This is a genomic window from Caballeronia calidae (assembly GCF_900044055.2).
In the GTDB taxonomy this organism is placed as follows: domain Bacteria; phylum Pseudomonadota; class Gammaproteobacteria; order Burkholderiales; family Burkholderiaceae; genus Caballeronia; species Caballeronia calidae.
In genome coordinates this window covers 38,048-45,426 of the sequence record NZ_FCOX02000056.1, presented here as the reverse complement: position 1 = coordinate 45,426, position 7,379 = coordinate 38,048, and the positions used below count along the sequence as shown (strand labels likewise).

Genomic DNA, 7,379 nt, shown 5'->3' with positions numbered 1-7,379 from the left:
ACGAAATGCAGAAGCGCGATGCGAAGAAGGGTCTGGCGTCGCTGTGCATCGGCGGCGGGATGGGTGTCGCGCTGGCGGTCGAACGTCCGTAAATCACTGGCGGGATAGGGAAGGGCCGGCGGGCGGCAAGGAGATCACCGTCCGCATAACGAAAATGGAGTGAGGAATGACGAAGCGCATAGCGTATGTAACCGGCGGGATGGGCGGCATCGGAACCAGCATCTGCCAGCGTCTGCTCAAGGATGGCTTCACGGTCGTCGCGGGCTGCGGTCCGAACTCGCCGCGCCGGGTGAAATGGCTCGAAGACCAGAAGGCGCTCGGCTTCGACTTCGTCGCATCGGAAGGCAACGTCGGCGACTGGGAATCGACCAAGAACGCGTTCGACAAGGTCAAGGCCGAAGTCGGCGAGATCGACATCCTCGTGAACAACGCCGGCATCACGCGCGATGTCGTGTTCCGCAAGATGACGCACGAAGACTGGACCGCGGTCATCGATACGAACCTGACGAGCCTCTTCAACGTGACGAAGCAGGTAATCGACGGCATGGTCGAGCGCGGCTTTGGCCGCATCATCAACATTTCGTCGGTGAACGGTCAGAAGGGGCAGTTCGGCCAGACGAACTACTCGACCGCGAAGGCCGGCATTCACGGCTTCACGATGGCGCTCGCGCAGGAAGTGGCCACCAAGGGCGTGACGGTCAACACCGTGTCGCCGGGCTATATCGGCACGGACATGGTGAAGGCGATCCGTCCGGAAGTGCTGGAGAAGATCGTCGCGACCATTCCGGTGCGGCGTCTCGGCACGCCGGATGAGATCGGCTCGATCTGCGCATGGCTCGCGTCCGAGGAGTCGGGTTTCGCGACCGGCGCGGACTTCTCGCTGAACGGCGGCTTGCATATGGGCTGACGGGCGGCGGCTTCCCGCGACGCTTCCGGGCGCGCGCGGGAAGCCTCCACTCGCCGGATTTATCAACGATGCGGCGAATATGCAGCAGCGCTTTTTTGCGACAACGCAAGACCTGCTTGCTGCCATCGCAGTAAAGTTTTGCGTTTAAAGGCGTTAAATGACCACCACCACTACTACTACAAAGAAAACCGCCGAACGACTCATAAAAAAATATCCAAACCGTCGGCTGTATGACACGGAAACGAGCACCTACATCACGTTGTCGGATGTGAAACAGCTCGTGCTCGATCAGGAAGACTTCAAGGTCCTCGACGCGAAGAGCAACGACGATCTCACGCGCAGCATCCTTTTGCAGATCATTCTCGAGGAAGAGAGCGGCGGCCTGCCGATGTTCTCGTCGGTGATGCTGTCGCAGATCATCCGCTTCTACGGCCACGCGATGCAGGGCATGATGGGCACGTACCTGGAGAAGAACATCCAGGCGTTCATCGACATCCAGCAGAAGCTGAGCGAGCAGAGCAAGGGCATCTACGACGGCAACGCGCTCAACCCGGAAGTCTGGTCGCAGTTCATGAACATGCAGGCGCCGATGATGCAGGGCATGATGACGAGCTACATCGAGCAGTCGAAGAACATGTTCGTGCAGATGCAGGAGCAGATGCAGTCGCAGGCGAAGTCGATGTTCAACACGTTTCCGTTTCAGCCGCCCACGGGGCCGTCGACGGAAAAGAAGTAATCGATGTCATGGGCGCGTTCGGGCTTCGGGGCGTTGCGGGCCTCGGCGTAAGGAGCGCGCGGCATTGTTGGCCGGCATGACAGGCGAATGACCGCTCGCGCGGTTCCGGTTTCACCCGCAGGGGCGCGGCCAAATCGCCCTCTCGTCGCTCCGGGGTAAAATAGTGGATTCGCCTTGTCGATCTCGCGAGGCGCCCACAACATCGCTCCTCCCCGTGAAAAATTCTTTGGATTCAACCGCCAAGACGACTCCCGCGCCGAAAATCGGCATGGTGTCGCTCGGCTGCCCGAAAGCGCTCGTCGATTCCGAGCAGATCATGACCCAACTGCGTGCCGAAGGTTACGAAATCTCCGGCACCTATGACGGCGCGGACCTCGTCGTCGTCAATACCTGCGGCTTCATCGACGAAGCCGTGCAGGAAAGCCTCGACGCCATCGGCGAGGCGTTGAACGAAAACGGCAAGGTCATCGTTACCGGCTGCCTCGGCGCGAAAAAGAGCGCGAGCGGCACGGGCCTCATCGAGGAAGTGCATCCGAAAGTGCTCGCCGTCACCGGCCCGCACGCCACCAACGAAGTGATGAACGCGGTGCACGCGCATCTGCCGAAGCCGCACGACCCGTTCACCGATCTCGTGCCGCCCGCCGGCATCAAGCTCACGCCGCGTCACTACGCGTATCTGAAGATTTCGGAAGGCTGCAATCATCGCTGCACGTTCTGCATCATTCCGTCGATGCGCGGCGATCTCGTGTCGCGCCCCGTCGCCGAAGTCATGCTCGAAGCCGAAAATCTCTTCAAGTCCGGCGTGAAGGAGCTGCTCGTGATCTCGCAGGACACGAGCGCCTACGGCGTCGACGTGAAGTACCGCACGGGCTTCTGGAACGGCAAGCCGCTCAAGACGCGCATGACCGATCTCGTCGGCGCGCTCGGCGAGCTCGCCGCGCAATACGGCGCGTGGGTGCGCCTGCACTACGTCTACCCGTATCCGAGCGTCGACGACGTCATCCCGATGATGGCCGAAGGCCCGCTGCGCGGCCACGTGCTGCCGTATCTCGACGTGCCGTTCCAGCACGCGCATCCCGAGGTGCTGAAGCGCATGAAGCGCCCGGCCAACGCCGAGAAGGTGCTCGAGCGCGTGAAGACGTGGCGCGAGATCTGCCCGGATCTGACGATCCGCAGCACGTTCATCGCGGGCTTTCCGGGCGAGACCGAAGAGCAGTTCCAGACGCTGCTCGATTTCCTGAAGGAAGCGGATCTGGATCGCGTCGGCTGCTTCGCGTACTCTCCGGTCGAAGGCGCGAGCGCGAACGAGCTCGACGGCGCCTTGCCCGACGACGTGCGCGAGGAGCGCCGCGCGCGCTTCATGGAGCTCGCGGAAGAGCTGTCGGCGAAGCGCATGAAGAAGAAGGTCGGCAAGACGCTGAAGGTGCTCGTCGACGAAGTGAGCACGGACGGCGGCATCGGCCGCACGGCGGCGGATGCGCCGGAAATCGACGGCGTCGTGTACATCGCGCCGGCGACGAAGGCATCGAAGCGCTACAAGGCCGGCGACTTCGTGTCGGTGAAAATCACCGGCGCCGATGGCCACGATCTCTGGGGCGAGGTCTGAGCACATGCCAGCGATGCCGCACGTTCTCGCGCTCGGCGAGGCCATGGTCGAGTTCAACCAGTCGAGCCGCGATCAGCCGAACTATCTGCAAGGCTTCGGCGGCGACGTCTCCAACTTCCTGATCGCGGCGTCGCGTCAGGGCGCGTCGACGGGCTTCGTGTCCGCCGTCGGCAACGACCACTTCGGGCAATTGCTGCTCGATCTGTGGCGCGCGGAGAATGTCGATACCTCGACCGTGCGCGTCGATCACGATGCGCCCACCGGCGTCTATTTCGTGTCGCACGGGGAGAACGGGCATCGCTTCGACTATCTGCGCGCGGGCTCGGCGGCGAGCCGCTACGCCCCGCCGCATCTGCCGCTCGATGCGATCGCCGCCGCGAAGGTGGTGCATCTGTCGGGCATCAGCCTCGCGATCGGCGTGTCCGCGTGCGATGCCGCGCTCGCCGCGATCGATCACGCGCGCACGCACGGCGTGAAGGTCAGCTTCGACACGAACCTGCGCCTGAAGCTGTGGCCGCTCGCGCGCGCCCGCGCGGTGATGCTCGAAGCCATCCGCTCGACCGATATCTGCCTGCCGAGCTGGGACGACGTCACCTTGCTCACCGGTCACGAAGACAAGGACGCGATCATCGACGCGCTCCTGAAACTCGGCCCGAAGGTCGTCGCGCTGAAGCTCGGCAAGGAAGGCGCATATATCGCGACGCCCGACGAGCGGCGCGTGGTTCCCGGCCGAGTCGTGCAGGCGGTCGATGCCACCGGCGCGGGCGACTGCTTCGGCGGCGCGTTCATCGCGCGCATCGTCGCGGGTGACGATCCTTTCGAAGCCGCGCGTTACGCGAACGCCGCGGCGGCCTTGTCGACGCAAGGCTTCGGCGCCGTCGCGCCGATTCCGGACAAGGCGGCGGTCGAGCGCGCGCTCGCGACGTAACGCGGCGCGCGCCGACCGGCAGCCCAACGAACACACAACCAGCGGAGACGACAACATGCAGCGAGAAGTGGTGGTGGTAAGCGGCGTGCGCACGGCGATCGGCGATTTCGGCGGCTCGCTCAAGGATTTCTCTCCGACCGATCTCGGCGCGCGCGTCGTGCGCGAGGCGTTGTCCCGCGCGAACGTCGCGGGCGATGAAGTCGGCCATGTCGTGTTCGGCAACGTCGTGCATACCGAGCCGCGCGATATGTATCTCGCGCGCGTCGCGGCGCTCGACGGCGGCGTGACGCAACACGCGCCCGCGCTCACGGTGAACCGGCTGTGCGGCTCGGGCCTGCAGGCGATCGTGTCGGCGTCGCAGTCCATTCTGCTCGGCGATGCCGATGTCGCCATCGGCGGCGGCGCCGAGAGCATGAGCCGCGCGCCGTACATCATGCCCGCCGCGCGCTTCGGCCAGCGCATGGGCGATGCGCGCATCGTCGACATGATGGTCGGCGCGCTCAACGATCCGTTCGACAAGATCCACATGGGCGTGACCGCCGAAAACGTCGCGCAGAAGTTCGGCATCACGCGCGAGATGCAGGACGCGCTCGCGCTGGAATCACACCGGCGCGCGGCCAAGGCGACCGAAGCCGGCTATTTCAAGGAGCAGATCCTGCCGATCACGCTCGCCTCGAAGAAGGGCGATACCGTGTTCGATCGCGACGAGCACGTGCGCATGAACGCAACCGCCGACGACTTCGTGAAGCTCAAGCCCGTGTTCGCGAAGGAAAACGGCACGGTGACGGCGGGCAATGCGTCCGGTATCAACGACGCGGCGGCGGCCGTGGTGCTCATGGAGCGGTCCGTCGCGGAAAAGCGCGGGGCGAAGCCGTTGGCGCGCCTCGTCGCTTACGCGCACGCGGGCGTCGATCCGAAGATCATGGGCATCGGCCCGGTTCCGGCGACGCAGAAAGTGCTCGAGCGCGCGGGGCTGACCGTCGACGATCTCGACGTCATCGAAGCGAACGAAGCATTCGCCGCACAAGCCTGCGCCGTGTCGCAGGAACTGAAGCTCGATCCCGCGAAGGTCAATCCGAACGGCTCGGGCATCTCGCTCGGGCATCCGATCGGCGCGACCGGCGCGCTCATCACCGTGAAGGCGCTGTACGAGCTGCAGCGCATCGGCGGGCGTTACGCGCTCGTGACGATGTGCATCGGCGGCGGGCAGGGCATCGCGGCGATCTTCGAGCGCATTTGAAGGACTGAAGGATGATGCAAAGCAAGAAAGGGCCGCGCGTTCTCGCGGCCTTGACGTCGATGGCGGCGCTCGTCGCGCTGGCCGGCTGCAATTCGCCGATGCCGCCGGGTTCGCCCGGCGCGACCGGCGCGGCCCGTGTTGTACCGTCCGATCAGCGCGAACCGGCCGAAACCGACGTCCACGGCGCGCAGGCGGCCATCAAGCAGCTTGCGCTGCCGCCGAAAAAGCCGCTCACGCCGAATCCGGACTACGCGCGTCTTCCGCGCTATATCGGCACGCTCGGCGACAAACAGATCGAGATGAAGCTCGGCGCGAAGACCGACGAGCCTTCCGGCGTGCACGGCGAGTACAGGTTCGCCGGCAGCCCGAACGTGATTCTCGTCGCGGGCGATCGCGACGGCGACACGCTCGAGATCGAGGAGTCGAACGACGGCACGCATATCACGGGCAACTGGGTCGGCAAGTTCGCGGCGGACGGCAGCGTGTCGGGCGAGCGCATGGATCCGGACGATTCGAACGGGCAACCCTTCGATCTGCGCCCGGCGGTCGCGGGCGTGAAACTGCCGCCGATGCCGGCAACGGGCGCGGCGAAAACACCGCCGCCCGCGCCGTCGCTCGAACCGGCGCCGCCTGCGCCTCCGAAAAATGCCGTGGGCGGCACGAGCAACGTCATCATCGGCGAATAGCTTCGCTCGTCTTCACGCCGCCGGGCGAACCGGCGGCGGCTTTTCCTTATCCCGTTCCACATCGACGTCATGACCGATTCCAACAACAACGCCCCCGACCGCGATCTGCAAACCCGCATCGTGCAGCCGAAGGATCGCATCACGCCCGGCTTCGAGTCGTTCTCGGTGCCGGTCGCGCGCGCATCGACGGTCGTGTTTCCCGATCTCGCGACGATGCGCGCGCTCGTCTGGAGCGACGATTCCAAATGGCGCTACGGCCTGCACGGCACGCCGACGACGATCGCGCTCGCGCAGCGCCTGGCCGCGATCGAAGGCGGCGAGCACGCGCTGTTGCAGCCGTCCGGGCTGGCTGCGATCTCGAACGTCTACTTCGCGCTGGTGAAGGCGGGCGATCACGTGCTCGTGCCCGACAACGCGTATTCGCCGAACCGCGAGCACGCGGACTGGCTCGCCGCCGATTTCGGGCTGGAAGTGAGCTACTACGATCCGATGACGGGCGCGGGCATCGCCGATTCGATCCGTCCGAACACGAAGCTCATCTGGCTCGAAGCGCCCGGCTCGGTGACGATGGAAGTGCAGGACGTGCCGGCGATCGTCGCCGTCGCGCGCGCGAAGGGCATCGTCACGGCGATCGACAACACGTACTCCGCGGGCCTCGCGTTCAAGCCGTTCGAGCATGGCGTCGACATCTCCGTGCAGGCGCTGACGAAGTATCAGTCGGGAGGCAGCGACATCCTGATGGGCGCGACCATCACGCGCGATGTCGAGCTGCACAAGAAGATGAAGCGCGCGCGCATGAGAATGGGCATCGGCGTATCGGCGGACGATGCCTCGCTCGTGCTGCGCAGCCTGCCGACCATGAAAACGCGTTACGAAGCGCACGATCGCACGGCGTTCGCGCTCGCGACGTGGCTGAAGACGCGTCCGGAAGTGGCGGCGGTGCTGCATCCGGCGCTGGAGGATTGTCCCGGTCACGCGTTCTATGAGCGCGATTTCAAGGGCGGCGCGGGCGGCCTGTTCTCGATCGTGTTCGATGGCCGCTACAGCGCCGCACAGGTCGATGCCTTCGTCGAGGCGCTGGATCTGTTCGCGATCGGCTGGAGCTGGGGCGGCGCGCACAGCCTCGCAATGCCGTACAACATCGGCTCGATGCGCACCGCATCGCAATGGCCGCACGAAGGCGTGCTCGTGCGCTTCTATATCGGCCTGGAAGCGGAAACGGATTTGCGCGCGGATCTCGAAGCCGCGCTCGTCAAGGCCTTCGCCTGAGTGACGA

The 7,379-nt window shown here is 65.0% G+C and carries 8 protein-coding genes; all 8 read left to right on the top strand.

All coding sequences use genetic code 11. From position 1 onward, the window contains the following. Positions 1-92, top strand: a 92-nt coding sequence (locus AWB78_RS44100; RefSeq protein ID WP_157695918.1) for a hypothetical protein, incomplete at its 5' end; no start/stop codon positions are given. Positions 93-166: 74 nt separating this feature from the next. After that, the gene (locus AWB78_RS32880) at positions 167-907 is read left to right on the top strand and encodes a 3-ketoacyl-ACP reductase (protein WP_062610801.1); all 741 of its coding nucleotides are present in this window, start codon (positions 167-169) and stop codon (positions 905-907) included. A 157-nt stretch (positions 908-1,064) separates the two neighbouring features. Beyond that, a complete protein-coding gene (gene phaR / locus AWB78_RS32875; protein ID WP_062610800.1) occupies positions 1,065-1,643 on the top strand; it encodes a polyhydroxyalkanoate synthesis repressor PhaR in 579 nt (192 codons plus the stop codon). A gap of 214 nt (positions 1,644-1,857) precedes the next feature. After that, entirely contained in the window at positions 1,858-3,249 is a 1,392-nt protein-coding gene (gene rimO, locus AWB78_RS32870) for a 30S ribosomal protein S12 methylthiotransferase RimO (RefSeq protein ID WP_074173587.1), read from the top strand. A 4-nt stretch (positions 3,250-3,253) separates the two neighbouring features. Then, on the top strand, positions 3,254-4,177 hold the full coding sequence (locus tag AWB78_RS32865; RefSeq protein ID WP_062610798.1) for a sugar kinase: 924 nt from the start codon (positions 3,254-3,256) through the stop codon (positions 4,175-4,177). Positions 4,178-4,232: 55 nt separating this feature from the next. Then, entirely contained in the window at positions 4,233-5,417 is a 1,185-nt protein-coding gene (bktB, locus tag AWB78_RS32860) for a beta-ketothiolase BktB (RefSeq protein WP_062610797.1), read from the top strand. 11 nt (positions 5,418-5,428) lie between these two features. After that, the gene (locus AWB78_RS32855; protein WP_062610796.1) at positions 5,429-6,103 is read left to right on the top strand and encodes a hypothetical protein; all 675 of its coding nucleotides are present in this window, start codon (positions 5,429-5,431) and stop codon (positions 6,101-6,103) included. 69 nt (positions 6,104-6,172) lie between these two features. Continuing rightward, on the top strand, positions 6,173-7,372 hold the full coding sequence (locus AWB78_RS32850; protein WP_062610795.1) for a cystathionine beta-lyase: 1,200 nt from the start codon (positions 6,173-6,175) through the stop codon (positions 7,370-7,372). Positions 7,373-7,379: the final 7 nt, after the last annotated feature.

Excerpts from the sequence above, each read along its gene's own strand:
- AWB78_RS32880 (WP_062610801.1), top strand. The coding sequence starts at position 167 with ATGACGAAGCGCATAGCGTATGTAACCGGCGGGATGGGCGGCATCGGA.
- phaR (WP_062610800.1), top strand. The coding sequence starts at position 1,065 with ATGACCACCACCACTACTACTACAAAGAAAACCGCCGAACGACTCATA.
- AWB78_RS32865 (WP_062610798.1), top strand. The coding sequence starts at position 3,254 with ATGCCAGCGATGCCGCACGTTCTCGCGCTCGGCGAGGCCATGGTCGAG.
- bktB (WP_062610797.1), top strand. The coding sequence starts at position 4,233 with ATGCAGCGAGAAGTGGTGGTGGTAAGCGGCGTGCGCACGGCGATCGGC.
- AWB78_RS32855 (WP_062610796.1), top strand. The coding sequence starts at position 5,429 with ATGATGCAAAGCAAGAAAGGGCCGCGCGTTCTCGCGGCCTTGACGTCG.
- AWB78_RS32850 (WP_062610795.1), top strand. The coding sequence starts at position 6,173 with ATGACCGATTCCAACAACAACGCCCCCGACCGCGATCTGCAAACCCGC.